General features: G+C 39.9%; 24 protein-coding genes and 1 pseudogene. 16 read left to right on the plus strand and 9 right to left on the minus strand.

Annotated elements, in window-relative coordinates; genetic code table 11:
- Positions 1-125: 125 nt before the first annotated feature.
- The 9 genes from RWN13_RS20080 to RWN13_RS20120 all read right to left on the minus strand — a co-directional run bounded on the left by RWN13_RS20080 (position 126) and on the right by RWN13_RS20120 (position 7,065).
- Positions 126-1,016, minus strand: coding sequence for a hypothetical protein (locus tag RWN13_RS20080; protein WP_314067431.1), 891 nt, complete (start codon positions 1,014-1,016; stop codon positions 126-128).
- Entirely contained in the window at positions 1,009-1,566 is a 558-nt protein-coding gene (locus tag RWN13_RS20085) for a DUF6932 family protein (RefSeq protein WP_314067434.1), read from the minus strand. The genes RWN13_RS20080 and RWN13_RS20085 overlap by 8 nt, the downstream gene beginning before the upstream one ends.
- A gap of 314 nt (positions 1,567-1,880) precedes the next feature.
- The gene (locus tag RWN13_RS20090) at positions 1,881-2,594 is read right to left on the minus strand and encodes a hypothetical protein (protein ID WP_314067436.1); all 714 of its coding nucleotides are present in this window, start codon (positions 2,592-2,594) and stop codon (positions 1,881-1,883) included.
- Between the two features lie 90 nt (positions 2,595-2,684).
- Entirely contained in the window at positions 2,685-2,945 is a 261-nt protein-coding gene (locus RWN13_RS20095) for a hypothetical protein (RefSeq protein WP_314067439.1), read from the minus strand.
- Positions 2,946-2,955: 10 nt separating this feature from the next.
- On the minus strand, positions 2,956-3,513 hold the full coding sequence (locus tag RWN13_RS20100) for a hypothetical protein (protein WP_314067442.1): 558 nt from the start codon (positions 3,511-3,513) through the stop codon (positions 2,956-2,958).
- A 247-nt stretch (positions 3,514-3,760) separates the two neighbouring features.
- Positions 3,761-4,141, minus strand: coding sequence for a hypothetical protein (locus RWN13_RS20105; protein ID WP_314067444.1), 381 nt, complete (start codon positions 4,139-4,141; stop codon positions 3,761-3,763).
- 2 nt (positions 4,142-4,143) lie between these two features.
- Positions 4,144-5,436, minus strand: coding sequence for a Y-family DNA polymerase (locus RWN13_RS20110; protein WP_314067446.1), 1,293 nt, complete (start codon positions 5,434-5,436; stop codon positions 4,144-4,146).
- An 8-nt stretch (positions 5,437-5,444) separates the two neighbouring features.
- A complete protein-coding gene (locus RWN13_RS20115; protein WP_314067448.1) occupies positions 5,445-5,717 on the minus strand; it encodes a hypothetical protein in 273 nt (90 codons plus the stop codon).
- A gap of 769 nt (positions 5,718-6,486) precedes the next feature.
- Positions 6,487-7,065 (minus strand): flavodoxin family protein, encoded by a 579-nt coding sequence (locus tag RWN13_RS20120; RefSeq protein ID WP_314067451.1) that lies wholly within the window; start codon positions 7,063-7,065, stop codon positions 6,487-6,489.
- 231 nt (positions 7,066-7,296) lie between these two features.
- Here RWN13_RS20120 and RWN13_RS20125 point away from each other — a divergent pair, with 231 nt between their 5' ends.
- The 16 genes and pseudogenes from RWN13_RS20125 (at position 7,297) to RWN13_RS20205 (ending at position 26,992) form a co-directional block, all read left to right on the plus strand.
- Entirely contained in the window at positions 7,297-8,163 is an 867-nt protein-coding gene (locus RWN13_RS20125) for a metallophosphoesterase family protein (protein WP_314067453.1), read from the plus strand.
- A 29-nt stretch (positions 8,164-8,192) separates the two neighbouring features.
- Positions 8,193-11,030, plus strand: coding sequence for a glycoside hydrolase family 2 TIM barrel-domain containing protein (locus tag RWN13_RS20130; protein WP_314067456.1), 2,838 nt, complete (start codon positions 8,193-8,195; stop codon positions 11,028-11,030).
- A 27-nt stretch (positions 11,031-11,057) separates the two neighbouring features.
- On the plus strand, positions 11,058-11,447 hold the full coding sequence (locus RWN13_RS20135) for a hypothetical protein (protein ID WP_314067458.1): 390 nt from the start codon (positions 11,058-11,060) through the stop codon (positions 11,445-11,447).
- Between the two features lie 23 nt (positions 11,448-11,470).
- A pseudogene (locus tag RWN13_RS23720) lies at positions 11,471-12,576 on the plus strand (DUF4091 domain-containing protein).
- A gap of 102 nt (positions 12,577-12,678) precedes the next feature.
- Complete coding sequence (locus RWN13_RS20150) at positions 12,679-13,935, plus strand: extracellular solute-binding protein (RefSeq protein ID WP_314067465.1); 1,257 nt, start codon at positions 12,679-12,681, stop codon at positions 13,933-13,935.
- A gap of 92 nt (positions 13,936-14,027) precedes the next feature.
- Positions 14,028-14,939, plus strand: coding sequence for a sugar ABC transporter permease (locus tag RWN13_RS20155; protein ID WP_314067468.1), 912 nt, complete (start codon positions 14,028-14,030; stop codon positions 14,937-14,939).
- Positions 14,939-15,760 (plus strand): carbohydrate ABC transporter permease, encoded by an 822-nt coding sequence (locus RWN13_RS20160; RefSeq protein WP_314067471.1) that lies wholly within the window; start codon positions 14,939-14,941, stop codon positions 15,758-15,760. The genes RWN13_RS20155 and RWN13_RS20160 overlap by 1 nt, the downstream gene beginning before the upstream one ends.
- A 19-nt stretch (positions 15,761-15,779) precedes the next feature.
- Complete coding sequence (locus RWN13_RS20165) at positions 15,780-16,385, plus strand: hypothetical protein (RefSeq protein WP_314067473.1); 606 nt, start codon at positions 15,780-15,782, stop codon at positions 16,383-16,385.
- A gap of 112 nt (positions 16,386-16,497) precedes the next feature.
- On the plus strand, positions 16,498-19,623 hold the full coding sequence (locus RWN13_RS20170) for an alpha-mannosidase (protein ID WP_314067474.1): 3,126 nt from the start codon (positions 16,498-16,500) through the stop codon (positions 19,621-19,623).
- A gap of 28 nt (positions 19,624-19,651) precedes the next feature.
- On the plus strand, positions 19,652-20,917 hold the full coding sequence (locus tag RWN13_RS20175) for a glycoside hydrolase family 125 protein (protein WP_314067476.1): 1,266 nt from the start codon (positions 19,652-19,654) through the stop codon (positions 20,915-20,917).
- A gap of 225 nt (positions 20,918-21,142) precedes the next feature.
- Positions 21,143-23,176, plus strand: a complete 2,034-nt coding sequence (locus tag RWN13_RS20180) for a PTS sugar transporter subunit IIA (protein WP_314067477.1) — start codon at positions 21,143-21,145, stop codon at positions 23,174-23,176.
- A 12-nt stretch (positions 23,177-23,188) separates the two neighbouring features.
- Positions 23,189-23,506 (plus strand): PTS lactose/cellobiose transporter subunit IIA, encoded by a 318-nt coding sequence (locus RWN13_RS20185; RefSeq protein WP_314067478.1) that lies wholly within the window; start codon positions 23,189-23,191, stop codon positions 23,504-23,506.
- Position 23,507: 1 nt separating this feature from the next.
- The gene (locus RWN13_RS20190) at positions 23,508-23,846 is read left to right on the plus strand and encodes a PTS sugar transporter subunit IIB (protein ID WP_314067480.1); all 339 of its coding nucleotides are present in this window, start codon (positions 23,508-23,510) and stop codon (positions 23,844-23,846) included.
- Between the two features lie 48 nt (positions 23,847-23,894).
- Entirely contained in the window at positions 23,895-25,172 is a 1,278-nt protein-coding gene (locus RWN13_RS20195) for a PTS transporter subunit EIIC (RefSeq protein WP_314067482.1), read from the plus strand.
- 28 nt (positions 25,173-25,200) lie between these two features.
- Positions 25,201-26,157 carry an aldo/keto reductase gene (locus RWN13_RS20200; protein ID WP_314067484.1) on the plus strand — a complete coding sequence of 319 codons (957 nt, stop codon included), beginning with the start codon at positions 25,201-25,203 and terminating at the stop codon, positions 26,155-26,157.
- 37 nt (positions 26,158-26,194) lie between these two features.
- The gene (locus RWN13_RS20205; RefSeq protein ID WP_314067486.1) at positions 26,195-26,992 is read left to right on the plus strand and encodes a TIM barrel protein; all 798 of its coding nucleotides are present in this window, start codon (positions 26,195-26,197) and stop codon (positions 26,990-26,992) included.
- Position 26,993: the final 1 nt, after the last annotated feature.

The raw sequence follows: 26,993 nt of genomic DNA on the forward strand, positions 1-26,993 counted from the left end.
TCCCTTTTTAGTTAATTGTATCACAAAAACACACTATTCTTTCTATTACTTTACAAAATAATAACCTTGACCTTTAGTAGCAAGGTCAAGGTTATTATCACAAATTCTAATAATTAAAAAATGTTCTAGTTATCATCATTTAGGACTAAAGGTGTATCTACTATAGTTGGGATAATATATGAAATATATTCAGTGTAGTTGCTTATCCTTTTTATTTCTCGGATAGATACTTCATATTCTTTATTTATTACTACTTTGTTATGAGATAAAGAATCATTAGAAACGTGTACATCAATTTCGTTGAGATCTTCTAACAGAAATGTTAATGTTTTTTTTATGACGTTAACGCCAGTCAAACGACCTTTAATAGTTACATCAGACTCTTTCTCCTCAGTAATATTAACCGACAATTTCCTTGAAACATCCTTAATTCGAGCTGTTTCAAAATATTGAAATGTATTTTGATCTGCTGGCTTATACTTAAATGAAACCTCATTTGTCGACATATTAGTAAACCATTCTTTTGTGTATTTTAAAGTTCTCAATCCGTAATGTTCTTTTATATATTTAGAAGAGTCTTTCTTATCAAAACTAGAGAATAAATCATTTAATACAGTGAAGTACTCTTCCTGTTCTATTTTGGACTCAAGGTCTATAGAATCTTGAGTAACATCATTTAATGTTGATAGATGTATAATGAAAGAACCTTTATCAACACCAGTAATGACTAATTTAGTTTCGTCTCTAAATAATTTCCTGATTCTACTAGTGTCTGATCCATTACCATGGACCATATTCATGGCGCTTGTAAATGCATTCTGCAGTCCGTTAGTAACTGAATTAAGTGTATCTAAGTCGATTAGACCGGGTTTTAGTTCCGTATCAATTTTTATCATGGGTTTTTCAGTTTCAGCTCGACTGATACTTTCGAAATCATTGATTTGATCACTCATTAATTTGAAGGAATCGTAGAAAGGATTATCTTTAGACATTTCCAAATTGAAAAGTTTACTCATTATCATCACCCCCATTTATATCGCTAGGCAGTATTTGAAAAATACCTTTAGCACACTCATTTCGATCAAAAGTGAACTTGCCTTTCCAGTAATTATACATCAACTCAGCATTTTGAAGCAAGTCGCGAGCGTTACTTAATCCAATACTAGAAACTATATTATCCCAATCATTTTGAATAGGTCCAGGATCTGGAGCAACATAAAAATCAATTTTTAAATTTGAGAATCTTTGAGAATAGGCAATATACTCGCTTATTTCAGAAACTTTTTCATTGATTATACTAGCGTTATCAGATGTGACGTTGATAATTATAACACCATCAATATCATTGGGATTGTTCTTGTTAGTCACGAAACTTCCATCTAACCATATTTTAGAAACAAAGGTCAGTAGCTCAGCCATTTTAGTGTTCCCGAGAAAAGTATTTAAATCAGTATGTATCTGTTGTCTAGTTGATGAATTAGTAAAATCGGTTACGAAAAGCTGTTCAAATTGATCTGGATTGATCGGATGTATACCTTGTGCGTAATTACCATTAGCGTCAAACATATAAGTCTCCTTTTTTTGTTAATAAACATAATATATTATAACGTAAATAAAATAACAAGAGAACGCATGTTTATTCGCTTGACTAGCAACTATCTTAATATATGCTGTTGACTGAACAACTATGGTTTTAGGTGATAGAAAATTCGTATTCTTGCATAAAATAATAAGGTGAACGCAAAAAAATGAGGGCGATCCTATAGATGCCCTCTAACCCGTATTTACTTTGAAGTAAATAAAATCGATTGTAGTTAAACAATCTACCCATGGCACACGAAGTGTACCAAAATTATATCTTAATTATACGGGTAATCCCTTTAATTGTCAATTATGTAGCTAACTATCGCTTCGTCAATCTTATTCATATAGGTGTCAGTGATGATCATTTTACCGAGTGGGTCATAAGCATGTTCCGGCAATAAGATTCTGTGTTTTGATATAGTAGTAACGTTGTCAAGTTTCACAAAACTTTTCTTTTCAAGTGAATTCATGTAGATATTTAGTTGTTTCTTTATTCCTTCGCGAATTTCTTTCTCATTCTCCAGCTTAGTTAAAAATTCTTTTTCGATTTCTTTGGTTTTATCATACGACATCGCGAGAAAAAGCATAGCCATTTCTAAAGGGTCATCTTCTTTGGATGCTATTTCGTATCCTTTTAATGCTAGAAAACCAGCGATTTGCTTCGATATACTGAAATCCAAAGCGTGGTTGTGAGTGCCTGTTTTAGAAGTTAGCGGAATAACCGTTATTTTTTCACTAAGCGGGTTGTCATTTTTTGTAATTGAAATTGCATAGTGCGGTCCAGATAATTCGGTTCCGATATTAAGACCGAAATTCACTTTTATAAGAGTTCCTCTTTGGTACGTATGCCACCTTCTGTCCTTTTTATTTGATGATTTGTAATCATTTTTTAGTGCGTTTGATAGGAAAAGAATTTGGTTTGAGTAGTTGCATCCTTTAAAAAAATTGCGACTTTTATTTTTTACGTATCTAAAATTATTAAAAGATTCCTCAAGTTTAGAGATAGGCATCATTTCACTCCTTTTCGAATTTGTTAAATCTTATTATATTGCACGAAACAAGATTACTCAATGATGACATGCAAATAAGCTAGACCAAAATTAATGGTCTAGCTTATTTTGTCTTTTAAGTAATTCGATAAATTCTGGAATGTTATCTCTTATCTTTGGTTCGTAATATTCTCTAGCAGCGCGTTTGTAGCTTTCTGCGACAGTCTCAGCTTCTTCGGTAGAGCTATAGGTAAGAGTTTCTTTTCTCTCTATCAAATCACCTAAGTACACGGTACTACCTTGTACTTGGACAACTACACTCATGATTAAGTCCAAAGTTTTTTCGACTATTTCTTTTTTGTTAGGTTCCATAGAGTATGCCTTATTTAATCCTGTATGATTGATTTGAAACAAGTTGAGTAATATCAGAAAGACCGTTTAATGATAATAGTTCATCTGTCGTTATACCGTTATTTATGGCGAAACGATAAGCGTTACCTTCGAATACAGCGTATTGAGGTTCATTTGCTTTAGCTTCTTCTTGAGCGATTCTTTCTTTGTTTTCGGCGCTCTTTTGTTCAATAAACTGCTTGTCTTCTTCACTCTGATAGTCAGTTATAGGCTGTTGAGCGACATCCTGGTTAACTTGCGATTGGACACCTTGGACGTTTTGGCCGGTTGTTGTTTCTGCAGCAGTAAGTTCTTTATTTTTCTTCTCTAACTCTTCAATAGATTTCTTTTGTTTTTCCAATTCCTCGGCGTTCTTCTTCGATATGTCAGCTATTTTCTTATTCTCTTCCACAAGCCTATCATTTGTCTTAGACTGACTTTCATACTTATCCTTATAACTAGTCATTAAGTTAAACGCATAGCCTGTAGACGCAACTAAACCACCTAAAACGACGACTAATAAAACAGTTGTAATCGTTGAACGTTTCATGATTAACCCCTCCAAATAATTCTATACCTAAATATTACCACAATAGTGAGAAAAGTGTAAATTAGACCTTAGTCGCACCAGGTGAAATTTGTATTTAATTTTTCACGATCATCAGGATAAAACTCTCCTTTAGATGCATTTAAATAAAAGATATACATATCTTCACCTATTTCTTGAAAAAGAAACCTACCACTAGACCACATAAACTCATGAAACTCCTCATAAGAAATATTCCCCAATTCATACTCTATGATTGTGTCCATTTTTTAAAGTCCTCAATTTCAATATTTCTTATTTCATCCATAAAAACTGTTTGATCCCCAACGTACAATTCATTTTCATCGTACCCTTGAACGAAACCTATAATATCATCGTAGTATTTCCCTTCAAAATCCACCATGTCTAACTGTATGATAATCAGGGCGCTTTTTTGAACGGCTTTCTCAATAACTTCGCTAATTTCTACTTCAGACATTAATGCTTTTTGTTTATTTACTTTACCTGCTACTTTTTTCGCCTGATTAATCATCGCTGTTTGTTCCGATAAATAAAATCCGGCCCATTTTTTCATTCCCCGATCATGATACTTTGAAAAATAACTTTGCAACGACTCCCTCAAATCTTCCAATTTTAATCAATCCCATCTGTCCCGCCAGCATGACCACCAACCAAAGAAGAACGATTGATGGCTGTGGCACCATCTAATAAACTACTTGAGTGTACAAGTGATCTAAAGCCGAATTTGGATCGTACAATATCTACGACATTATCGACGTTTTCTTTAGAAATTTGTTTAACCGGATCCTGAAACAAATCGAGCTGAGTATTCGTGTGGTGCACTAGCTTAGAATAGCTGATAGAAATATGCCGCACAGTATAATTTTCGTAGTTTTCCCTAAAGATATCCAAACAATGTTGTGTGAGTATTTTAGAGTTGGCAGTAGCCGTTATTTTCTTTTGTCTACTAAATCCTCGCTGCCCGTCATCACGAGAATAACCAATGCCCAAAGAAACGCATTCTGTTTGACATCCTTGTCGGCGAATACGTGTAGCCACTTGTTCTGCGATTTCTCTTATGACTATTTCAATTTCTTTTTTATCATTGTAATCCCTCATTAATACCTGGGAGTTCCCATAAGACTTTTCGGCAGGAATGAATACTTGATTCAATCTACTTCGATCTATCCCCCACGCATGAGCAATCAATTGTTCTCCCATAACACCAAGGCGTTCTTTCATAAGAGCAGGGTGAGTTTGGGCTAATTCATAAACCGATGTGATCCCATACCTATTTAACCGTTTCTTCGTACGGCCGCCAATACCCCACATATCCGTTAATTCAGGAATTTTCCAAATCGTGTTCGGTACATCTTTATAACGCCATTCAGCTTTCATGTCTGGTGATTTCTTGGCAGAATTATCTAATGCTAATTTCGCTAAAAGGGGATTATCCCCAATCCCGATAGTACAATATAGCCCAAGTTCATGATAAACATCGAACTGAATCATCCTAGCGATACCATAAGCGTCAGAGTTAAACAGTTTAAGGCTTGCTGTGACGTCCAAAAAGGATTCGTCGACTGAATAGATGTGCAAGTCTGTATCACTCACATATCGCCTGAATATCTCATTAATCTTCATGTTTTCATCTAGATAAAACTTCATTCTTGGTGGAACGATTAATAATCGTGGGTCATCTGGTATCTCGTACTTTCTAGTTACATTAGTGATACCTAATTCTGATTTAGCCATAGGGGAGGCAGCTAAAGCTAATCCGCCGCCACTGTCTGCGTTACTCATAACTATTAATAATGTTTTAAGAGGATCTAAACCTCGGCTAACACATTCAACTGAAGCATAAAAACTCTTTAGATCGACACACAATATATCCCTATGAGGTTCGTTAGAATAATCATATTCCATTTTCACACCTACGCTTTCATGGCAAATTCCATTAGGAATGAGGTTGGGTTTCTAATCGTCATTTTGTCGATAACAAGTTTGTCAGTTTTGCTAATATGGCCGAAGCAAGCAATCTCAGTTTGACCGTTCTCTAAAAAAAGTAACTGCTGAGCTAATTCTTTTTTTGTTACAATACAGTTAATTCGTTCTAATGGGGTAACAAGAGTAAAGCGGACCAGCATATCGGGATAAGTTTTGATTACCCTTATTTTATCTACAATTCCAATTTGATTAGTTTTCATATCCTCACTCCTTTATTAGTTGAATTATACGAACGTACGTTCTTTTTGTCAAGTGATAAATAACATGAAAATATTAATACTACTGGGCAAGAAAAGGGCACCGTTATATATTATCGTAAGATGTTGTGACATAAAAAAAGCTGTAAAGTGTTGTTTATCAATGTGTATAGCTTCTTAAATATTCTATTTTTCGCTCTCTTAATCCGTGGGTCGAGGGTTCGAACCCCCCACAGCCCATTGGGTGCCAAACCCACGAGAATGGTGTCACATCGGCGTCGCAAGACGTTTCGAAGATGTGATACGCATTCTCTTTTTTTTGTGCTTTTTAGTGTTTGGTGGCAGATGGTATCAATTGGTTGAATTGATCACTAGATTCATGGTCTGCGTTTTTTTTTATGAGAAAAAAATAGCCCTCAGCAATAAGCTGAGGGCAGGAGATTTTTATTTACTTTGGAGGAGTAAATAATGAAAAAGTTTTGTTAGGGTTGTTTGTTGGTATATCTATAATATACAGTCTAAATGTGAATTTATTATGACAAAGGTTGAACAATAGAATGAAGATTATGTTAAGGAAAAGTTACTAAATTGAAATGAGCAGTAGGCTTTCCAGAAGAACAAACGTCCTATGTAACAGTTCCAGGAATCCCTATTGCCATGAAATGGTTCTGGTACAGACTATGGCAGTTCTCTGTAGTATGCTAGCAAGAGTTGTCAATCAAGATGTGTCATTTAGATAGCGTGTGTCTTTAAGGCTAAGAGCGCTATTCTTTCAATTTTCATGAACGCTTTTATTATCTAAATAGTGGGTGTTTAAAGTTTCAGCAAGTTCTTTTGCCTGATTCAAAGCCTGGTAATCTTTTTGGGCAGGGGTGACAGCTGTTTTTAGGGAAAAAACTTTGCCAATACAATCGGTCTTAAGGTGGTGAAAGAGAATATCGGCTGAGCGCTCGGCGCTGATTGTGTCGCCATCACCTGCACCCGCTATAATTAAGACGCCTTTTTTGTGTTTAGTGATCAATTCGATATTTCGAAACTGGCGAGCGGTCCAGAAATATTGGAAACGACTGCACATGCTTAATAAGGGGCCGCTAAGCTCTGAAAAATAGAGAGGTGAGACGATAATCACGTTATCATACTCATTTATTTGACTGTAAAGAGTTTGCATCTGATCCGCCATAGGGCACTCGGTTTGTTGCCAGCAATGGCGACAGTCATTGCAAGGGCTAATGAGCTGATCGTAAGCGGAAAAGAGGGTGACCTCACCGATTAAATGCTTTCGCAATGTTTTGAAAATTTTCATAGAATCCCCATTTTTATGAGGTGAACCATTTAAAACTAATGTGTGCATAAAAAACCCTCCTATTATCAATTTAGTGTAACAGAAAAAAAGATAATAAGAAGGGTTGTCTTTTTTTATCGGTATGTTAAACACGAGTAGGCCGGGGGATCAAATTGACTATATAATCTTTTGACATAACGGACTTGGCAAAAATTGTCACTGGGGGAATTGTCTTTCTTTTTCCATTTTGGTAACGTTATAGTAGGTAGAATTAGGTCAAATAGTAGAGGAGTATGTTGAATGATTAATGGAACAGACAGTCTCAAAATTTTACAATTAACTGATATTCATTTGGGAGCCACGCCCTTTAATGAGGAGGATCAGAAAAGTTTGCGCAAAATTGAGGAAAGCTTGGTCTTGGAGCAGCCGGATTTAATTTGTTTGACAGGTGATCAAATCTGGTCAGAAGGAGTGACACAACCAGAGAAAGCTTATTATGCCTTAATCGATGTATTAAATCGATTTGATATTCCGGTTGTTGTTACGTATGGGAATCATGATTCAGAGGAGGGGATCACGCGCCAGGAGTTAAGAGCGATGGAGCTGAGGATCAAAAATTTAGCGGAAAAACAGTTTGTTTTTATCGACCCCCGAGATCGTGAGGCTTTTACGATTGAATTGTTTAAGGGAGAAGCGTTGACCAATGTGCTGTATGTTTTTGACACAGGCTCTATGGCTCCCATGGACTTTGACAGTTACGATTGGGTATCAGCGGAACAAATTGATTGGTACGAAAAAACTTTCAGTCAGTATCGTCAGAAATACGGGGTGACACGAGATCTTGCGTTTATGCATATTCCCTTACCTGAATATGAACAGGCCGCTGAGCAGATCGTTGACGGCTATTTTTGGGAACAAAATCCGCGAATTGCAGCACCTAAGCTAAACACGGGCTTATTTTCGAGGTTGGTCTTTAATCAGCATGTGACTCATATTTTTTGTGGCCATGATCACGATAATAACTTTGAAGGCGCTTTTTTGGGGATTAAGTGCATTTATGGAAATGTTTCCGGTTACAATTGCTATGGTGTTTTACCACGAGGTTATCGCTTAATCTCAGTGGCTAAAGATCGCATTAAGACAGAGCTTAAGCAATATCAGAGGTAGAAGTTAAGTCGAAAAGGAGTGTCGCTGACATGAGAGAACGGAATATGCCGTTGAGAAGTCGTTTTAATTATTATCAAAATTTGGCTAGTGCCTTAGCTTATAATGAGGAGCAGTCTGACTACTACACAACATTAGCTGGGGAGTGGCAGTTTTTATTCTTAAAGAGCCCCCAAGATACCCCGGCTGGGTTTATTCAAGGGGCCTACAACGCACTTGAATGGGACAAGATTCAGGTGCCAAGTCAGCTGGAATTTGCTGGCTATGGTCAGCCGATTTATGCCAATATTGATTATCCTTTTCCCGTAGATCCTCCTTATGTGCCATATGAGAATCCCACAGGGCTCTACTATCGTAAATTTTCTTATAATAAACAATTAGACCAGCAAATACTGAGATTTGATGGTGTTGAATCGACGTTTGAGGTTTGGCTCAACCAGCAGTATCTTGGCAAAGGTCAAGGCAGTCGTTTAATGACTGAATTTGACATTACTGAGATGTTAAAAGAAGGTGAAAATGAATTAGCCGTTAGAGTGAATAAGTGGTCGGTTGGTAGTTATTTAGAGGACCAAGATATGTGGTGGTTGTCGGGAATCATGAGAGATGTCAGCATAGTGGAAGAAGGAGAGATTAATGATTTAAAGATTACCCCTTTTTCAAAAGGTGATAACTGGTTTATCGATGTGGCGATGTCAGTTGAAACGGCCGCTTCTTTTAAAGGCCATCTCTATTTTCAGGGAGAAAGGGTCTCACAGTACAAGTTAGGCCCTCAGGCGGCGATTGAAGTGGTGGATCCTTTATTGTGGAATCAAGAAACCCCTAACTTATATTGTCTAGTGATTGAGTTAAATCAAGAGTTATTTATTCCGATCAGATTTGGCTTAAGAGAGATTCAAATGATCGATCAACTGATGTGTTTAAATGGCTTGCCGATTTTGTTTAATGGTGTTAATCGCCACGAATTTCATCCAAAGAAGGGCCGCTGTTTATCACGAGCCGATATTTGGGCAGAACTGTGCCAAATTAAGCGTTATCACATCAATGCGATCAGAACAGCTCACTACCCTAATACGCCTTACTTCTATGATGTCTGCGATGAGCTAGGCTTATTGGTAATCGACGAATGTGACATTGAGACCCATGGTTTTCCAGAAGAAACGACGCCAGCTAAAGATCCCTTTTGGCAATCGGAATTTATTGCCAGAGGACTGCGGATGGTTCATCGGGATTATAATCATCCGTCAATTGTCATATGGTCTTTAGGGAATGAAAGTCATTTTGGTGAAAATTTTGTGGCAATGGCAGCGGCAATGCGCAAGCTGGATAGCTCGCGCTTACTGCATTACGAGGGAGATCGTCACTGTCAAGTAACCGATATGTACAGCACGATGTACTCCTCTTTGGCTGAGCTGGAAAAACGAGCCAGTCAAAAAATGACCAAAAAACCGCATATTTTATGTGAGTACGCTCATGCCATGGGCAATGGTCCGGGAAATTTACAGGATTATCAAGAGTTGTTTAATTTATACGACAGCCTTCAGGGTGGCTTTATTTGGGAATGGAAAGATCATGGAATTTACAACGAAGAGGAACAAAACTATTTGTATGGTGGCTGCTTTAATGAAAGTGTTCACGATGGTGACTTTGTTTTAGATGGCTTAGTTTTACCTGACGGCACGCCATCGCCAGGGCTATTGGAATATCGTCAAGTGATTCAACCGGTGTCCTTTCATTATAATCAAGGACAGTTGTTAATCCGGAATAAGTATGATCATCAGCCACTAAAAGATCTGCGAGTAAAGATTGAGGTAGTGACTCAACAAGGGGTGGTTTTGACTGAAGAACAGCCCCTTTCGCTTATCGAACCAGGAGGTTATAGTCAGGTTATGGCCATCGATTGTCCGAATGTAGTGACTGGCTACTTGACGGTCTCCCTGATCGTCGATCAAGGAACGGCGATTTTCCCGCAAGAGACAGTCTTTGCCCAAGACCAGTTTGCTTTTTCCAGCAGTCAACCTGTTAAGGATGAGCTGGAAGTAGTGGAGACCAGTCACGATTTGACCATATCTGGAGCTACTTTTACCCTTGGTTTTAATAAAAGTACTGGTAATTTGGCTAGTTTTGTTAAAGGGAACCGAGAATTACTGGCCTCTGAATTGGCCTTTTCCTTATCTAGAATGACGATTAGTAACGATGTTGAGATGCAAAAGAGTTGGCATGATTACTATTTGAATGAGTTATATACCAGAAGCGAGTCTTTCGACTTTGTCGTAGATCGAGGCACTGTCATTCTTTTTGTCAATCAATCCATATGCCCGCCAGTCGCTTCTTGGGGTGTGAAGATTCGCATGGAAATTTGGGTTAACGATCAAGGCATCAGTTATCAAGTCCGTGGCTGGTTTGAAGGCGAGAAACCGGCAGAGCTGCCAAGGATCGGTTGGGAACTGCCTTTGTTAGAGCCAGTGACACAGATTGCATGGTTTGGTAAGGGGCCAGGGGAGTCTTATCCAGATAGTCAGCAACACACTTTGATCGGCCATTACCGTCTCTCTGCTAAAGAATGGCGTTTCCCTTATATTATTCCTCAGGAAACAGGCAATCGTTCTGAAGTGAGTCAGAGCAGGCTAAGCTTGGATAACGGCCAGGAACTTTTGTTAAGTTCTGTCGGCAAGTTTAATCTTAATGTGATTGATTTAGTTAAAGAGCAAAATCAGCGCTATCGATATCTTGAGGAAAAAGCGGTGGAAAACCGTGGCATCAGAGTTGATCTGGCTGTTCGTGGATTAGGCAGTAATAGCTGCGGTCCAGTCCCTTTACGCAAAGATACGGTGTATAGTACGCCGTTTACTGGTCAATTTACCCTCGCTTAAGGGCGGGAAACGAAAGAAGAACTGAGGATGAAGTTAGTGTGTTTAAGTTCTTTTGAAAACGTCTTTTACAGTGGGCCGACAAGTGAGATAGAAACGCTAGAGGGAACGGCTTTACTTGGCGAAAAATATGCCATTCAATTCGCTTTTCAAGGGGAAGAAGAGTATCGGTATCATTTAGCACTTTCTCAAGAAATAGAGGCAAAGGTCTTTGAAGTTAAGCAAATTCCTGCTAAAACGCCGATTAAGGAAGTTTATGATGAGCAAATTTTAACAGGTGCCCCTGGTTATTTTCCAGATCTGTTACAACCAGTTGATACTCAAGGAACCGTCTCTGGAACGGCTCTTCAGTGGCACAGCCTATGGGTGGCGCTTTCTACAGAGAGGCCCTTAAAGTCCGGGAGGTCGACGTTTGTTTAACTTTGGTAAGTGACGAAGAAGAGATGAGCGCTACGTTTACTTTGGAGATTATTCCGACAAGCTTGCCCCAGCAGACCCTGATTCACACCGAGTGGTTACACACGGATTGTTTGGCTGCTTATTATGAGTTGGAGGTTTTTGAGGAACGTTACTGGCAGTTGGTGGAGGCCTACATTACTTTCGGTGTTGAGCACGGTCAAAACATGGTGTTACCCCCTCTTTTTACCCCACCCTTGGATATGCCGGTTGGCGGTGAACTGCCGACGGTTCAATTAGTTGGGGTGACCTATCAGGATGGGCGCTATGCGTTTGATTTTCAGCTTTTGGACAGGTGGTCGGCTATTTGTCGTCAGGCAGGGATTAAATATTTGAAATTTTCCCATCTTTATACTCAGTGGGGGGCGGCAGCCACCCCTAAAATAATCAGGAAACGCCAAGGGAAATCGGGCTTGCTGTTTGGTTGGCAGACGTCTTCGACGGGGAAGCGTATCAGGCCTTTCTGGCCCAATTGGTCCCAGAATTGTTGAAATGGGTTGAGGACAATGGCTGGCAAGAGGCTGTTTATTTTCATCTTTCAGATGAACCGGCTAAGGAGCATTTGGCCACTTATCGCCACCAAGCGACCCCTTTATGGGCATACTACTGCAACGCGCAGAAAATAACCGTATCCAATCGTTTTTTTGATATGCCATCGGCTCGAAATCGCATCATCGGCTATCAACTTTTTCAATATGGCATTAGTGGTTTCTTGCATTGGGGCTACAATTTTTGGTACTCCCAGTACTCCCGTCAGTTGATTAATCCTTTTCAAGTGACGGTTGCCACAGGGACCTTACCCTCAGGGGATGCCTTCTTGGTTTATCCGGGAGCGGAAGGGCCATTGCCCTCTCTGCGACTTAAAGTGTTTCACTATGCCTTACAGGATCAGCGAGCTCTAGCTAAATTGGCTGCTTTGACCAGTTTGACAGAGGTTCAAGCTTGGTTAAGTCAAGAGGCTGGCCAGTTGACCTTTGACAATTATCCAACAGATGCTCGCTGGCAATTGTTGACCAGAGAGAAAATCAATGGGCAAATCAGTTGTTGGATTAAGGGGAAAGCCGAGTTCCACTTGGAAAGAGTGACAGAATAGGTTTTTTTTGACAGGGATGTGACAAAAAATGTTATTAAGGATGTTGGAAGCGGATACTTATTTTGTTAATCTATAGCTAATTCATTGAAAGGGAGTTTTGATATGAAAAAAAGTTTAAAAGTTTGTCTAGGCCTAGGATTAAGCGTTGGGCTTTTAGGAGGATTAGCAGCTTGTGGGAAAAGTGAGGATGAGGCTAGCAGTGGAAAAGTAAAACTAGCAATTAATTTTTATACAGGTGCCATTAGTGAGGAAAGTATAAAAGCGGCAAAGGAAAAGTTTCCTGACTATGAACTGGATTTTAAAACTCTACCTGCAGATGAAAATTTTGATAAAAAACTAAAAACCAGTTTAAATTCAAAATCTGCCCCAGATATTACGGCAATTAATGACAATATAGAAGAATTTTTACCTTATGCAGATAAGTTTGTTAATTTACTGGATTATGGTGCTGAAGATGTGGCCTCAGAGTATGTGAGTTGGAAGTGGGAAAGTGGCTTGACAGCAGATAAATCTCAGTTGATTGCCATGCCGTTAGACATCGGCCCAACAGCCTTGATCTATCATGTGGAGACTTTTGAAAAAGCTGGCTTGCCAACGGATCCAGACAAAGTAGCTGAACAGATTAAAACAGATGAAGATTATATGGCTGCGGCTAAAGCGATTAAGGAAAAAACAGGTAAAGCGGCTTGGATGGCAGGCGATGATTTGCTGGCAACTCAGTTGCGGAAAGCCACGAAAAGTCAGTATAACGAAGAAGGCGAGTTAACCCTTGGAGATGGCGAAACCAGAAAAGCCTGGGATTATGTCGTTGAAGCAGTTGAAAGCGGTTATACCTTAGGGGTGACAGGGAATTCAGTCGACAGCATGGTCGCCCTTTCTGATGCGATGTATACGGCTCATATTGCTGCTTCTTGGGGCGTGACGGACATGAAAGATGATTATGACAAACGGATCGATAAATGGCGAGTTACCACTGCACCTGGCAATCCATCTAACTACGGCGGTTCATTTTTGGCAGTCATCGGCACTACTAGCCATCCAAAAGAAGCGGCTGAGGTGGTTAAATATTTAACCAATAAAGACAGTCAAACAGCTAACTTGAAAGAGCTGAGCTTATTCCCAGCTAATCAAGAAGTCTACGGCGAAGAGGTGATGGTTAACGAGGATGAATTTTTTGGCGGACAAGAAATCAATCAATATTTTATTGATGCAGCGGAACATATTGGATATGTCTACAAAGACAAACGGAATAAAGCCGCCAATGACTGCTTCACTGAACAGATGACCCTTGTGGAATACCAAGGAAAAGACCCAGAAAAAGCCTGGGAAGATGCTGTGGCAAAGGCTGAAAAACTTTAAAGATGAAGGGGTGGAATTAATTAGTGAGTCAGCTATTTAATTCCATCTTAATTATGACAGACGATTAAGCAGAATGGAAAAGAGGAAAGGGTATGGATCCAGAAAGTTCTAGAACAAAAAAACAACGCCTCATGGAGAGAGTTACCCCTTATGTATTTGTCTCACCTTTTTATATTTTATTTCTAATCTTTGGCTTGTTTCCAGTGGTATTTTCCGGAATACTGGCTTTCTCTAAATGGGATGGAATTGGCAAAAGAGAATTTGTGGGAATGGAAAACTTTCAACGGTTAGTTCAGGATACGGAATTTTGGGGAGCTGTTTGGAACACCTTGGTCATCTGGGTATTAAGTACCATTCCCATGTTGGTAATGGCCTTATTATTAGCGTTTACGATCAATCTGAAGTTTATTAAACACAAGGAAATGCTGAAAGCCTTGTATTTTGTGCCGAATGTGACGTCAGTTGTGGCGGTTACTATTTTATTTGGTCTAGCATTTTCAAGTCAAACAGGTTTGGTTAACAGTGTGCTTGAGATGATGGGCAGAGAATCAGTTAATTGGATTCGTGACCCATTTTGGGTAAAGGTGGTAATAGCCTTTGTCGGAACGTGGCAGTATTTGGGCTATAATATGATTATTTATTACACTGGCTTGCAAAAAATTCCCAAGGACTATTATGAGGCGGCCATCATTGATGGAGCGACAACTTTTCAGTTGTTCCGCCTAATCACGATCCCGTTGTTAAAACCGATTATTTTATTTACGGTGATGATGTCTACCATCGGTGGCTTACAAGTCTTTGCTGAAGCGCAAATTTTAGTGCCGAGTAATCCAACGGCAGAGGGTGGCGCTTTGACCATCGTCTATTATTTGTATCAGACCGCTTTTGGTCAAAATGTCTATGGCTATGGTGCGGCAATTGCCTGGGGCTTAGTCATTATTATCTTGTTATTGTCACTATTAAACTGGTACTTAACGACTTATCGAATTAAGGGGGAGAAGTAATGAATAAAGTGTCAGTCTGGCTCGTTAGAATTGTCATTTTTATCGGCGTCATTTTTTCACTCTTTCCCTTTTATTGGATGATTGTGATGGCTTCTCAAGATACGTCAGCAATCTATGCGGTGCCACCGAAGTTAACCTTTGGTCCTAATTTAATCGCCCATATTAAGACGGTGTTTGAGCAGACCACCTTTTTTAGATCGTTTGGTAACAGTATGTTTGTCGCAACAACGACGATGATTCTAATTTTATTTTTTGATTCATTGGCAGGTTTCGCGTTTGCGAAGCTCAAGTTCAAAGGAAAGAATTTCTTATTTGTCTTCCTTTTAGGGACCATGATGATTCCCGGTCAATTAAACATTATTCCCCAGTTTTTAATGATGGATAAAATTGGTTGGATTGGCAGTTATAAAGCCTTGATTATTCCATCGATGGCAAACGCCTTTGGGATTTTTTGGATCAAGCAATATGCGGAAGATGCTATTCCTGATAGTATCATTGAATCCGCACGAATGGACGGTTGTAGCACCTTTAGGGTTTATTGGAATATCGCCTTGCCTATTTTAAAACCGGCCATGGCATTTTTGGCAATCTACTCCTTTATGGGCTCGTGGAATGATTATATGTGGCCCTTAATCGTGCTAAACGACGAAAGTAAATACACCTTGATGTTGGCATTAACCCAATTACAAGGCCTTTATTATACGGATTATTCCTTAGTTATTACAGGTTCACTACTTGCTACATTACCATTACTAGTTGTCTTTGCATTCTTTAGTAAACAAATGATGGCAGGCTTAACAGCAGGGGCCGTTAAAGAGTAAAGAGAGGGGGGAATTGCTGATGAAACAGTGGTTCAATCATTTTTTAGGACAAATCATGAGTGTTGTTATTTTGAGTGCCATCTTGATTATCGGCAGTTTACCAGTTGTTACGTTATTTCCAACGATTGTTTCTTTGGTGGGTGCGACATATTTCTATCATTTGACAGCCGAATGGGCTTCTTCTTTAGGAGCATTCCGTCATTTTTTTAAAACCTATTTTCTCAAAAGTCTTGCTTGCCAACTTCTGTGGATGGCAGTGATGGCGATTGGCGGTTTAAATCTTTCTCTGGCGACGAATCTACCTCATTCCATAAAGATCACCGTCAGTGTCTTGTCCGTCTTTTTTATGGGATTAAGCAGTGTGACCATGGGAAATCTGCTTTTTTCACTGATACTTAATCCCCAGGAGAAAATCGGCGAGCAATTGCGTAAGTCATTGCTTTTGGTCACGATAAAATTACCCCAAACTTTTTTGTTGATTTTAAGTGTTGTGGCCGGAGGCGTTGCCATCTCACTGGTTCCTCAAGGGATGATCATCGTCATCGGTCTCGTCTTTTGGGCCTATCTGACAATCGAAAAAAGTGTTTGGCGGGAATTTCTGGTTTTGGCCTCGCATAATCAGTGACAACTGATTGTCACACTACCGTTTCTCGATGGGGAATACCTGGTTTATAACGGTATGACCGTCGAGAATTTTTTTTTAAGTAACACAATTTAGCAAGACAAAGGAGATAACAATGGATTTCACAAAAAAATTTTGGACGATTGAAAAATTAACCAGTCGCATTAATGAGGTTGGCACAAAGCGCTATCAAAGGATTTTTAGTATTTCCCGCTTTTTGAGTGCCGATGATCCTTTAGGAGAGAATGGTCGTCATCCTGATGACGTTGATTTTAGCGATGAGCTGCCCATTCAGTCAATTTGGCAAGGTCTTGATAAATATCTCTGGCTTAAAGCCACCATTGAGTTGCCCGTTGCTGAAAAGGGGCAACGAGTCGTCGGGCTATTTGATTTTGGTGTGACAGAAGGCGGCAATAATGCTGGTTTTGAAGGTCTCGCCTTTCTTAATAATCAAGTTCTTCAAGGCATTGATACCAATCATCAAGAAGTCATGTTTACCAAAGAACAAGAGAATCAGCGCCATGAACTGGCGTTTCGTCTATGGTCAGGCTTGCCAGGGGACTCGGCTAAAAAGGAAATGATGCACCAACTGAAACAAAGTGATATTTGTTTCTTAGATGAGAAAATCGACGCTTTTTATTATCAATCGTTGGCGATTTTACAAATCATTCAAACCTATGACGATAATCGTTATGAGCGGATTAAGCTAACACAATTATTAAATCAAACCTATTTAAAAATAGAGTGGAATTCTCGAGATCACCAGCAAGAAAGACAATCGATCTATGAAGCGGCAGATTACTTAACCGCTGAAGTGGTTAAACTAAGGCAAACAAATGAGATTACCATTTCGGCCTTTGGCCATGCTCATGTGGATGTGGCTTGGCTTTGGCGTTTGAAACACACCCGGGAAAAAATTGCTCGCACCTTTTCAAGTGTCTTAAAGTTGATGACGGAGTATGACGACTATACGTTTTTACAGTCGATGCCTCAGTTGTATGACTACCTTAAACAAGACTATCCTGATCTTTACCAAAAAATCAAGGAGCAAGTTAAGGCTGGCAAGTGGGAAGTCGAAGGGGGCATGTGGGTCGAAGCGGATTGTAATATTCCTTCTGGTGAATCCCTCGTTCGCCAATTATTAATGGGGCAAGCCTTTTATCAAGAGGAGTTTGCTTATCAATCCAAAACACTGTGGCTGCCAGACGTCTTTGGTTATTCATGGGCGCTACCGCAGATTTTGAAACTGTCGAACATTGAGACCTTTATGACAACTAAACTGGGTTGGAATGAATACAATAGTTTACCAACAGATACCTTTACTTGGCGGGGGATTGATGGCAGTGAGATCTTGACCCATATTATTACCACCCCTGATGATATTGACCAGCCGGGCTTCACTTATAATAGTCAAATGACAGCTGAAGCCATTGTCGGGACTTGGAATAATTACCATGAAAAAGGTCTTAACCAAGATTTGTTGTTTGCCTATGGTTATGGCGATGGCGGCGGTGGGCCTAATCGGGAAATGTTGGAAATGAAATCTGCTTTAGACAGTGTCGGCGATTTTCCCACGATTCAATCAACCTCAATTCGTGATTATTTTTCCAATTTGAAACAACGGTTTGCCGCTACACAAGAGTATCAGCACGTCTGGAATGGCGAATTGTACTTTGAGTTTCATCGTGGCACTTATACCAGCCAAGGGGCAAATAAGAAATTTAATCGTCAGTTCGAACTGGCTTTTAGAACCAATGAAATGTTAAACGTTTTAGCCTCGTTGACAAAGGGGCGGACGATTCCCCAAGTCAGGTTTAATGATATGTGGAAAATCTTATTGAGAAACCAATTCCACGATATTATTCCTGGCTCATCCATTAAAGAAGTTTATGAAGACAGCCTGTTAGAATATGAACAATTGGGCCAAGAAATGACTCAAGTGGCGGATGAGCTCTTTACGGAGCTAGCCCTTAGTCAAGAAGAGCAGTTGACCGTCTTTAATGCCAGTCAGTGGAGTAGCCCACAATTAGTCAAGGCTGTGGCTCCGAAAGGGACAGCTTTCTATCAAGAGGGCAAGAAATTAAACTCCCAACGGATTAATGACACGACCTATTTAGTGGCTTTAGCAAAGTTAACCCCTCTAGCTTATACCACGATTATTGCCAAAAGTGACGAGGAACAAAGGATTGAAACCAAGTCGACCTCGCCAGAAGCACTTGTCCTTGACACGGATTATTACCAGGTCACATTTAATAGCCAAGGCAACATCAAGGCGTTGTATGACAAGGAACAGGAGCGTTTTGTCAACAAAGACGGGGAACGGCTGAATGTTTTACAAGTCTTTACGGACAAGCCGATTCAATTTGATGCTTGGAATATCGATTCCTTTTATCAAGAAAAACACGACGAAATCACGGACTTAATTGCCGTCAACGTAACTGAAGGGGACCTCAGAACGACGGTGAGTCTGAGTTGGACTTTTGGTGGTTCAAAGGTTGATCAACAGATTCATTTTTATCAACAGTCAAAACGGATCGATTTTGAAACGGTCTTAGACTGGCAAGAACCGAGTAAACTGTTAAAAGTCGCGTTTCCGGTTGACCTACATGCGACGGAAGCCAGATATGATATTCAATATGGCAATGTGAAACGGCCTAATCATTGGAATACTAGTTGGGATTTTGCAAAATTTGAAACAGTGGCTCATCAGTGGGTCGACATGTCGGAACGGAATTACGGCGTGGCTCTGTTAAATGATTGCAAGTATGGTCATGATATTAAAGACAATATCATCCGCTTAACCCTTGTCAAAAGTGCGGAATACCCAGATGCTACTCAGGATATTGGCAACCATCAATTTACTTATAGTTTACTACCTCATCAAGGTGATTTTATTGAAGGACAAGTTGTCGAGGAAGCGTGGCATCTCAATAATCCGTTGAAATTTAGCGTGGGACAAGCACGAAATGAGGGGTCTCTGATTATTTTGGAAACAGATCACGTGATGATCGATGCCTTAAAAGTCGCAGAAGATGGCAAAGGATACATCTTGCGGCTCCATGAATACGGTGGGATGACCGACCGTGTTTCGCTAAGAAGTGATTTTACCATAAAAGAGGCTGTTACCAATAACCTGATGGAAGAATTCCTGCCAGATGAAGATCTGACCTTAGCCGATAATGGCGTAAGCTTTAAATTAAAACCTTACGAAATTAAAACCATTAGATTGGATTTTGCTTAAAACTATGGAATAAACGAGGAAAATACGGATGGAAAAAGAATTGCAACAGATTGTACAGAAGGTCAAGGAACAAATTGCTGACCCAGAGGTGCTGAAGCTCTTTGAAACGGCCTTTTTGGACACCTTTAATCGGACTGTTTCGCAACAAGAGGACGGCACTGTTTACATGGTGACAGGCGATATTCCGGCTATGTGGTTAAGAGACTCCAGCTGTCAATTACGCCCGATCTTGCCTTTTTTAAAGGCATCTCCTAAATTAGCTCACTTGGTGAAAGGCATTATCAGAAGGCAACTAGCCTTTATGACCATTGATCCCTATGCCAATGCTTATACCATGGCAGCCCAACCGGAAAGATGGGATGAGGATTTACCTCCTCAAGGGTCCCATGTTTGGGAACAAAAATACGAGATTGACTCCCTTTGTTTTCCTTTTCAGTTAATTTATCAATATTGGCAAACGACGGCGGACACCAGTTTATTTGATGCTAGTTTTGTCGCCAGTGTCGAACAGGTTGTTGACTTATGGATCAGGGAACAAGACCATGAAACTAACTCTGCTTATACCTTTGTGAGACCAGCAAGCGACTATTTATCACGGGAAGGCAAAGGCTCTTTGACAACGTATACAGGAATGACTTGGTCGGGATTTCGCCCAAGTGATGATCCCTGTCAGTATCATTATTTGGTCCCTAGTAATCTGTTTGCCAGTCATATTTTGGCGCGAATGTTGGAGATGTTGGCGATCTGCCCGCTTAAACAAGTCGCCTTAGAAGAGAAGATCAAGGAACTAAAAGGGGCAATTGATCAAGGAGTCGATCGCTATGCCAAATTAGCTGGACCTAAAGGAAATTATTACGCTTATGAAGTGGATGGTTTGGGAAATCAGTTGGTGATGGATGACAGCAATATGCCTAGTTTGTTATCTTTGCCGATGCTGACAGCAATCCCAACTGACGATCCTTGTTACTTAGCCACTCGCCAGATAGTTTTAAGCAATGAAAATCCTTATTACTATCAAGGAACAGAGGCTGCTGGGATTGGAAGTCCTCATACTCCAGCTGGTTATGTTTGGCCAATCGCCATTGCGGTTGAAGGGATCACCGCTCAAACCTCAGCGGAAAAATGGTCCAAGATTCAATTGATTACCCAAACTACAGGGGGCACTGGTCAAGTGCACGAATCCTTTGACCCTAACAAGCCAACCCGTTACACTCGCGAATGGTTTTCTTGGGCCAATGCCATGTTTTGTGAGCTAGTCTTAGATTATTGTGGGTATCAGGTCAAGGCCAAGTAGTTCTGATATCAAACCTTTAATTGCATTTTTGCTTCAAACTAAAATAGTCAGCTGATGTTAGCGTATACAACGGTTTATCTATGCTCTGAAAACCTGTTGTTTGTCTTAGGAGTCAAGGGCTTAGATTACGAAAAGATTCTAGCAAAAGGTTGCCAAAAAGTGTCATAGTACCGTTTGATATCGGCGGTAAGGCGAGATAGAATTTAAGTGAAGGACGGATGTAAAATGAAATTAAGTCATAGAGAACTGGCTATTTTAGACTATTTATTGGAACAAGAGCAATATGTTAATTATAAAGAAATCGCCCATCATCATGGGATTACCGAAAGAATGGTTCGGTATGATATTGAGAAAATCGAAGTTTTTCTTAAAAAAAATCAGTTGGAACCTTTAAATCGCAGTTTAAAAAAAGGCATTATGATTGGCAAGCGAGATGAATTACATCAACTTATTCAAACGTTTAAACAGCGCACAACACCAAAAACCTATAAGTATTCAAAAGACGAAATTGAAGAGTTCATCTTACTAAGTTTATTCTTAGCTCAGGAAACAACGCCAGTCTCCTACTTTGAAGAGGTTTTATTCATTTCTCGAACAACGGTTTTAAACAATATGAAAGTATTGGAAGCGCAATTCCGGGGAAGTTCCTTAGTTCTTAAACATGTCAAACGAAAAGGGTATAAAATCGCAGGAGAATTGTTGGAACGTTGCCTCTCTTTTTCTGATTTATTGTTGAAATCCATTAATCTGCGGGAACTGTACACCTTTATTGAGACAGACGAGGTGGTATTTTCTAAGAAGGCTGAGTTGATCATGTTTAACTTGTTTGACTTGGAGTACTTATCTGATAGTTACTATGCCGTTAAAAAGCTTGAGCAGTATTTGGGAAAAGAATTTGAAGATGCTTATACCACATTGCTGCTGACCTTGATTTACCGCATTCAAGAAGAGTCTGAAGGCTGGGAGTTACGCCAGTTTTTGACGAAGAACAAAGGGGAATTATCCGAAACAGAAACCCTTTTACGGTTGATGATTAACGACTCTACCAGCGTTCGAGCTGCTAAAAATCAACTTGATGTGAAGCAAAGTGTCTATGAGTTAACCGAAATAATTGCTGATTATTTTGATCAAGATATGGCCAGTTTTAGTGCCACTTTTTTTACTCAACTAACGGCTCATGTCTCGAATATGATTGATCGCAATCGCATGGGGATAAAAACCACTAACCCGATTTATAAAGAAATTGTCTTTGATTATCCGGATTTGTTTAAGGTGATCAAAGGAGCAGTTGGGAGGCTGGCAAAGACCTATGACATCGAGATCAGCAATCATGAAATTTCTTTTTTAGTAATTTACTTTGCCTCGGAAATCGAAAATCGGCATGTTGCGCAAAAGAAAAAACCTAATGTCTTAGTCGTCTGTGTCGAAGGATTAGCCGTCTCTAAAATGTTGCAGTCTCAATTAAAAAAGGTGTTTGACTTTAATCGAATTGAGACCTCTTCGCTGAAAAAGTTTTCAGCCAAAGCTTTGGATCAATACGACTTTATTATTAGCACCGTGGAAATACCTGATATAAGGTCACCTAAAATAATCAAAATAAACAACTATTTAACCGCTCGTGATTTAGAGCGTCTTAAGACGTATTTTGATACGAGGTTGTTAAATAGTAAGGACAATGGCTTGAGTCACTTTAATCGAATCATGGAAACTATTCGTGAAAATACCAATGAAATTACGAACTTAAGTAAGTTAGAATTGGATTTGATTAAAATACTAACTAAAAAGAATCGACTGTCGACCAAGGAAGTAATCCCTGACATTCACTTTTCAGTGGCGAATATTTCCATTATGCCACAGCGATTGCGTTGGGAAGAAGCAATCGCCATTGGTACTGACGGTTTAGAAAAAATCAAGGCCACTCAAGCTGCTTATAAAAAAAGAATTATGAGTAATATCAGAAAGCACGGTCCCTACATGGTGATTGCTCCTAAAGTCATGATTGCTCATGCTGGAATGGAAGATGGGGTAAATCACGCCGGTCTGTGGATTACGACTTTAAAAGAAGGGACGAATTTAACCGGCAATTTTCCAGAGGAGGTTCAATTGATTATCACGATTGCCCTTAAGGATCAAACGACTCATCGCGTCATGGAAAATATCGCCAAACTAGCCTTCAATGAAGACAAGATTAACAGCATTTTATCATCGAATCATGCGGCTGACATATACAGCATTGTCACATCCACAATTTATAAGTAGAGGAGAATTAACATGAACGTAGAGCAGGTTTCCTTTGAATTGATTTCAAAAGCTGGAGATGCTTTTGGTTATCTCGTACAGGCTATCAATTATGCAAGAGAAGGTGAATTTGAAGAGGCAAATAAAAAAGTGGCTGAATCAGAAAAAGTGATGAATGATGCCCATAAGGTTCAGACATCCATGATCGTCAAAGAAGCTCAGGGCGAAAAAAATGAGCTATCGGTTTTATTGGTCCACGCTCAAGATACCTTGATGAACACGATTTTAATGTTAACCTTAGCCAAAGAATTTATTCTGTTATATCAACGTTTGGGGAAAGAGGAGAAGTAAGATGAACTTTGAGAAATTACATATTTTATTGGCCTGTAATTTAGGGGCATCGACCGGTGTGATGGTAGGTAAAATGGAAGAGATTGTCAAAAATAGCGAAAAGCTTAAAGGGAAAGATATTCTGATTGAAGCTCATCCAGCTGGAGAGCTACAAGAACATATCGAGGCCTTTGATGTGGTCTTATTAGGGCCACAAATTAGCCATCGTTTTGATGAGTTAGCTGAGATTGCTGCAGCTTACCACAAACCAATTGAAGTGATTAACAGTCAGGACTATGGGACTGTTAATGGCGGAAATATCCTCAAAGCGGCCATTGCGTTACAACTAAATCGCCAATAGAATTGGTTAGTTTACGTCATGTCGATCATTTGAAAAGGGAGATGCTGAATGTCATATGCAACTAAACTATCAACATTACAACGTCGCCTAACACCGTTCTCACAAAAAATTGAAAAGCAACGATTATTATCTTCCATAAAAAAAGGGATGATGGACTTGACCATCGTCCTTTTAGTGGGGTCGATTTTTGCCATGTTGCTTTTTTTTAGTCGACTTAATTGGTTTGGCGCCGCTTTTTTAAGCCAATGGCAGGACCTTTGGCAGTTTTTAATTTTTAGCACTTATGGGATGTTGGCGATTTATCTAGGGGTTTCAGTAAGTTATCATCACAGCAAGCACCTTAACACCCCATTCTTTTATTCGATCTTTCTAAGCGTTGTGGCAGTGGTTGTCAGTCATTTAGTCTTAAGTGGGCAAGTAAACATGGCTGACATGAAATTTGCTAATCTGCTGATCGGATTGGCAGTTCCTTTGTTGACGGTTGAAGTGATTCATCAAGCAGGTAAAAAGAAGGAAAGTACGCGGTTAAAGAGAATACCTCTTGGCAGTCGAAAAACGGCTTATCAATTAGTGGTTTCAAGCACGTATTTGATCCTTATTAGCCTACTATTTTATGTTTGCCGTCTATACGTGGTGGAAAATGGGCTTATACAATGGGGGTGGCGGCTTATCGCTGGTTTTGATACGCCGGTTATGATTTTTTTAATTGTGTTATTGGAAATGTTGTTTTGGTTTATTGGCTTAAATGGTTATTCGATTTTGGCGGCTGTGGTCTTGCCGATCGCCACTAATAATTTGGTGCTGAATACCAATTTACTAGCTGTGGGCAAAGAAGCTATTCACATTTTCACCCCTAACTTTTGGGATTTTTTTGCCGGGATGTCAGGTTCTGGGTTAGTGGGTGCTTTGGCTGTCCTAGCCATTTTCAGCAAAGTAGACAGTCTTCGGACGAAAGGCAAGGTTGCGATTATCCCCAGTATTTTCCATATTTCAGAACCGATTCTTTATGGCTTGCCGATTGCTTATAACCCTTACTTTTTTATTCCCTTTGTGATTGGCACGCCCCTTTTGGCTGTTTGCCAGTGGTTTGTCTTTAAGTGGGGCTGGGTGAACGTGCCAGCTTATCATGTCGCCGATTTGCCGTTGCCTTTGGCCCAAGTCTTAGCGACGCTAGATTGGAGAGCGCTCCTATTGGTCGGTGTCGTTTTTGGCGCATCGATCTTGATGTATTATCCTTTTTTTAAGCTTTATGAGAAAGAAGTCATTGCAACCGAATTAGCAGCTGAAAAGGATCAGCGATTTGATGATTTAGATTTAGATTTTTAATTTATTTCCAAATGAAAAGAGTGAGCAGATGAAAAAAATAGTGATTAAAGGTCAAAAAGAAAAACACGAGATAGAAATTGAATGTACAGCTATTTTTATGGGGTCTAGTGATTTTTTACGTCTCGACAACAAAGAAGAAGCGTGGCATATCTTAGATAACTACCTTGCTTTAGGGGGGACGAGCTTTGATACGGCGCGTCATTATCGGCATAGTGAACGAGCCTTGGGCGCTTGGATGGAGGAGCGGCAAAATCGCGACCATCTCATCATTGAAACCAAGTGTTGCCATCCGATACGGGGCACGAACGAAGCGCCGCGAGTTAACAGTGGCGCGATTGAGGAAGACTTGCTGACAAGTTTGGAGTATTTAAAAACGGATCACGTCGAGCTTTTGGCCTTACATCGTGATGATCCGACACAGCCAGTTGGCGATATTATGGAGGGACTCCATAAACAAGTTAGCTTAGGTCGTGTCTATGGGGTAGGCTTGTCTAACTGGGAATTGCCGAGGATTAAAGAAGCCATGGCCTATGCTGAGGCTCATCACTTAACAACGATATCGTTTAACAGTCCTAACTTGAGTTTGGCTAGTGTTAAACAACCTCGTTGGCCCAACTGCGTGACTGCTAATGCTGAAATGAAGGCCTGGCATGAAACGCTTAAATTGCCGCTAATTGCTTGGTCCTCTCAAGCAGAAGGTTTTTTTGCGGGACGTTTTGACCGTCATAATTTAGATAATCAAGAAATTGTGGATGTTTATTACTCATCTGAGAATTGGGAAAAGTACGACCGAGTGCAGCTGTTGGCACAGCAAAAAGGAGTCTTACCCATCCAAATTTCCTTGGCCTATGTCTTAAATCAGCCATTTCCCACAGGGGCAGTGATCGGGTCAGAAACCTTAAGCGAGCTAAAGACCTCGATTGCTGGGGCGGAAATCAATTTGACGGCAGCTGAAATGGCTTATTTAAATTTACAGGCTGATTAGTTGATGGGAAATTATCACCAGGGAAGGATGAAAATAGATGACATTTAGACAAAAAATTGCCGCTCAAATGTATTCTGTTAGAAAAGAGTTTGAAGCGGATCCAGAGGCGACCTTAAACGAATTAAAGCGCATCGGTTTTACCGCGATTCAAGTGGATGGCATGCGGGGGCATTCAGTCGAAAAAATCAGCCAGTTAGTTAAAAAATATGATTTTGAGATAGCAGGGATGCACATTAAACATGACCGCTTTATGACCAATCTGGATGGGATTATTGAGGAGTGTTATGCCTTTGGTTGCAAAACGATTTACGATAAATACATAGACGATGAGGAACAGCATACTGAAGGGTATCGCCAGACAAAAGCTAAATTAATTGAAGCAGTGGCCAAATTAGCGCCCTTAGGTTTTAGAATAGGTGTTCATAATCCTGAATATGATTACAACAATCAAATCGACGGTCGCAATGTTCTCGACTATCTGACAGACCCAGTCAATGGCTACGGAGTCTATTCGGAGCCTGATACCTATTGGATGACCATTGCGGGGGAAAATCCTCTGGAGTCTTTTAAGAAGTACAGCGGCAGAGCGCCAGTGGTTCATCTAAAAGACTATCGTTCTGGTTTTGAATTGGCAGATATCAAGCAGAACTTAGCAGAAGTTGGCGAAGGGGAAGTCGATATTGAAGGCATTGTTCGCTGGGGTGAAGCTAATAAGGTAGAATATTATTGTGTTGAACAAGATTATTCAAGAATTGGCATCTTTAAAAGTTTAGAAATTGGCTTTAATAATCTTTTAGAGATGGGGGAAAGAATCCAAATGGAAACGAGTCACTGAT

Origin of the sequence: uncultured Vagococcus sp., from assembly GCF_963518325.1 — a bacterium.
Classification (GTDB): domain Bacteria; phylum Bacillota; class Bacilli; order Lactobacillales; family Vagococcaceae; genus Vagococcus_D.

Excerpts from the sequence above, each read along its gene's own strand:
- RWN13_RS20095 (WP_314067439.1), bottom strand. The coding sequence starts at position 2,945 with ATGGAACCTAACAAAAAAGAAATAGTCGAAAAAACTTTGGACTTAATC.
- RWN13_RS20100 (WP_314067442.1), bottom strand. The coding sequence starts at position 3,513 with ATGAAACGTTCAACGATTACAACTGTTTTATTAGTCGTCGTTTTAGGT.
- RWN13_RS20185 (WP_314067478.1), top strand. The coding sequence starts at position 23,189 with ATGAACGTAGAGCAGGTTTCCTTTGAATTGATTTCAAAAGCTGGAGAT.
- RWN13_RS20180 (WP_314067477.1), top strand. The coding sequence starts at position 21,143 with ATGAAATTAAGTCATAGAGAACTGGCTATTTTAGACTATTTATTGGAA.
- RWN13_RS20130 (WP_314067456.1), top strand. The coding sequence starts at position 8,193 with ATGAGAGAACGGAATATGCCGTTGAGAAGTCGTTTTAATTATTATCAA.
- RWN13_RS20135 (WP_314067458.1), top strand. The coding sequence starts at position 11,058 with ATGAAGTTAGTGTGTTTAAGTTCTTTTGAAAACGTCTTTTACAGTGGG.
- RWN13_RS20200 (WP_314067484.1), top strand. The coding sequence starts at position 25,201 with ATGAAAAAAATAGTGATTAAAGGTCAAAAAGAAAAACACGAGATAGAA.
- RWN13_RS20170 (WP_314067474.1), top strand. The coding sequence starts at position 16,498 with ATGGATTTCACAAAAAAATTTTGGACGATTGAAAAATTAACCAGTCGC.
- RWN13_RS20150 (WP_314067465.1), top strand. The coding sequence starts at position 12,679 with ATGAAAAAAAGTTTAAAAGTTTGTCTAGGCCTAGGATTAAGCGTTGGG.
- RWN13_RS20115 (WP_314067448.1), bottom strand. The coding sequence starts at position 5,717 with ATGAAAACTAATCAAATTGGAATTGTAGATAAAATAAGGGTAATCAAA.
- RWN13_RS20085 (WP_314067434.1), bottom strand. The coding sequence starts at position 1,566 with ATGTTTGACGCTAATGGTAATTACGCACAAGGTATACATCCGATCAAT.
- RWN13_RS20080 (WP_314067431.1), bottom strand. The coding sequence starts at position 1,016 with ATGAGTAAACTTTTCAATTTGGAAATGTCTAAAGATAATCCTTTCTAC.
- RWN13_RS20205 (WP_314067486.1), top strand. The coding sequence starts at position 26,195 with ATGACATTTAGACAAAAAATTGCCGCTCAAATGTATTCTGTTAGAAAA.
- RWN13_RS20090 (WP_314067436.1), bottom strand. The coding sequence starts at position 2,594 with ATGCCTATCTCTAAACTTGAGGAATCTTTTAATAATTTTAGATACGTA.
- RWN13_RS20125 (WP_314067453.1), top strand. The coding sequence starts at position 7,297 with ATGATTAATGGAACAGACAGTCTCAAAATTTTACAATTAACTGATATT.
- RWN13_RS20190 (WP_314067480.1), top strand. The coding sequence starts at position 23,508 with ATGAACTTTGAGAAATTACATATTTTATTGGCCTGTAATTTAGGGGCA.
- RWN13_RS20165 (WP_314067473.1), top strand. The coding sequence starts at position 15,780 with ATGAAACAGTGGTTCAATCATTTTTTAGGACAAATCATGAGTGTTGTT.
- RWN13_RS20195 (WP_314067482.1), top strand. The coding sequence starts at position 23,895 with ATGTCATATGCAACTAAACTATCAACATTACAACGTCGCCTAACACCG.
- RWN13_RS20155 (WP_314067468.1), top strand. The coding sequence starts at position 14,028 with ATGGATCCAGAAAGTTCTAGAACAAAAAAACAACGCCTCATGGAGAGA.
- RWN13_RS20110 (WP_314067446.1), bottom strand. The coding sequence starts at position 5,436 with ATGGAATATGATTATTCTAACGAACCTCATAGGGATATATTGTGTGTC.
- RWN13_RS20175 (WP_314067476.1), top strand. The coding sequence starts at position 19,652 with ATGGAAAAAGAATTGCAACAGATTGTACAGAAGGTCAAGGAACAAATT.
- RWN13_RS20160 (WP_314067471.1), top strand. The coding sequence starts at position 14,939 with ATGAATAAAGTGTCAGTCTGGCTCGTTAGAATTGTCATTTTTATCGGC.
- RWN13_RS20120 (WP_314067451.1), bottom strand. The coding sequence starts at position 7,065 with ATGCACACATTAGTTTTAAATGGTTCACCTCATAAAAATGGGGATTCT.